Genomic DNA, 1,615 nt, shown 5'->3' with positions numbered 1-1,615 from the left:
ACCTGGCTCGCGGCCTTACGAACTAGAGCGGAGATCAAGCCCCCAAACGCAGATCGCACAAGCACCCAGCCTGTGCGGCATCAGTGCGAAAATTGGCCAATTCAGGATACACCAGAGGATACAGAACAGGACACGTTAGAGGCTACGATAGAGGATACGGCGGCCGGTAGGCCGCCCGGCTACTCTTAGCCCGCGAAGCGGGCTTCCGGTTCGGCGCGCGCGGAAATGGGGGCATATCGCCCCCGGAGTCAGATGTCTTTGCGTTCGCCCTCCCATGCCCTTAACGGCGAGTTGCCCTCCCTTCCGCAAAAGGGGCAGGTGGCCGGGTCGGGTGCGGGGTCGATGCCTTCATAAGTCCAGCCATTGCCACATGACAGGCAATCATAATCGGCCCCGGCAAATCTGCTCTGGTGCGAGAGGGCTTTGACGGCCGAGGCGATATTGTCGAACATCTGATAGCCGACATCCTGCGGTGTCCCGACGTGTGAGCGGACAAGGGCGGCGGCTTCGTCGAAACTCAAGGGGCGCTCGGTGGGAATGGTCTGCGCAATTTCGAATGCTTCGCTCATAGGGGACGTTCCATCCTGAAGGGCAAGGGGCACGCCTCGGGTGAGGCGTGCCGGATGACGGGATCAGGCGGCGTCCTGCATGAATGCTCCGCCTCCTTTCAGCCGGGCCATTTCCTCGTTGAGACGCCACAGGGCGCGGTTGATCTTCACGTCCGCATCAATAGCTTTGACTTCGCGGGTGGACACGCGACGGCGGCGGCCGTTGGCATCGCGCCCCCATGCCCGGAGACCGCCCCGGATGACGTTTTCCTGCACCACGTTTCCGACGGTCCACAGATCGGAACCGAGATCATCACGGCGGCGCGGGGCCAGAAGCTGGCGCGGCTCGATCGGGGTTTCGGCTTCCTCCCCGAAGCGGATTTCATGGGCCGCCCCGGCAAGGATCATCTGTTCGTCATGGTTCAGGGTGACACCGGACCAAGCGTCTGCGGCTTCAACCGCGCGGCAGCTCTCGGACAGCACCTTGAAGCTGCCCTCGATGACCTGCGCCATCACGTCGCCCTTGTGGTGGACGGACACGGAAGCAAGCTCCCGATCCGACACCATCAGCCCGTTAAGGCAGACCAGACGCATCAGCCCGGCCATGACCTTATAGGCGCTCGTGCCGTCATGGCTGTTGACCAGCACGACTTCCGGATAGATGCCGCCGACCTTGCGGACGGTCCCGGCTTCGCCCTTGTGACGGAAGCGAATCAGGTGCTTGGTAAAATCCGCCTTGCCCGGCACGCGCGAACCGCCCTGCTTGGCATAGACCGGCTCGAAGCCTTCCTTCCGCATTCCCGCGAGCACTTCATAAGTGGGGATGTAGGCATATCGGTCGCTGCGGCTCTCGTGCTTGTCTTCCGCAAAGATGGACTTCGCCAGATGGCGCAGGGCTTCGTCGGACAGCGGATCGCGGCCGAGATTGCGGGAAAAGCGAGAAGAAACGAAATGATTCATGGGTTTACCCTCCCGTGGCCCCGGTGATGGGGGAGACCGTCTCCCTCCTTTTCGTCCGGTGCCCTTATTATATACACGATATAATAATGGAGGGGCAAGAGAAAAAT

2 protein-coding genes are annotated in these 1,615 nt (G+C 61.5%); both read right to left on the bottom strand.

The features are described 5' to 3' along the window. Window positions 1-248: 248 nt before the first annotated feature. Window positions 249-569 (bottom strand): hypothetical protein, encoded by a 321-nt coding sequence (locus B7444_RS16135; protein WP_035730840.1) that lies wholly within the window; start codon window positions 567-569, stop codon window positions 249-251. Between the two features lie 63 nt (window positions 570-632). Continuing rightward, window positions 633-1,508: a DUF932 domain-containing protein gene (locus B7444_RS16130; RefSeq protein ID WP_007284719.1), complete on the bottom strand. Its 876-nt coding sequence runs from the start codon at window positions 1,506-1,508 to the stop codon at window positions 633-635. Between the last annotated feature and the right edge of the window lie 107 nt (window positions 1,509-1,615).

This window comes from Gluconobacter thailandicus F149-1 = NBRC 100600 (assembly GCF_000964465.1).
Taxonomy (GTDB): domain Bacteria; phylum Pseudomonadota; class Alphaproteobacteria; order Acetobacterales; family Acetobacteraceae; genus Gluconobacter; species Gluconobacter thailandicus.
The sequence above is the reverse complement of the archived record's forward strand: the minus strand, read 5'-3'. Positions and strand labels throughout refer to the sequence as shown.

Bases quoted from the DNA above. Each gene is read 5' to 3' on its own strand.
- B7444_RS16135 (WP_035730840.1), bottom strand. From the start codon at position 569: ATGAGCGAAGCATTCGAAATTGCGCAGACCATTCCCACCGAGCGCCCC.
- B7444_RS16130 (WP_007284719.1), bottom strand. From the start codon at position 1,508: ATGAATCATTTCGTTTCTTCTCGCTTTTCCCGCAATCTCGGCCGCGAT.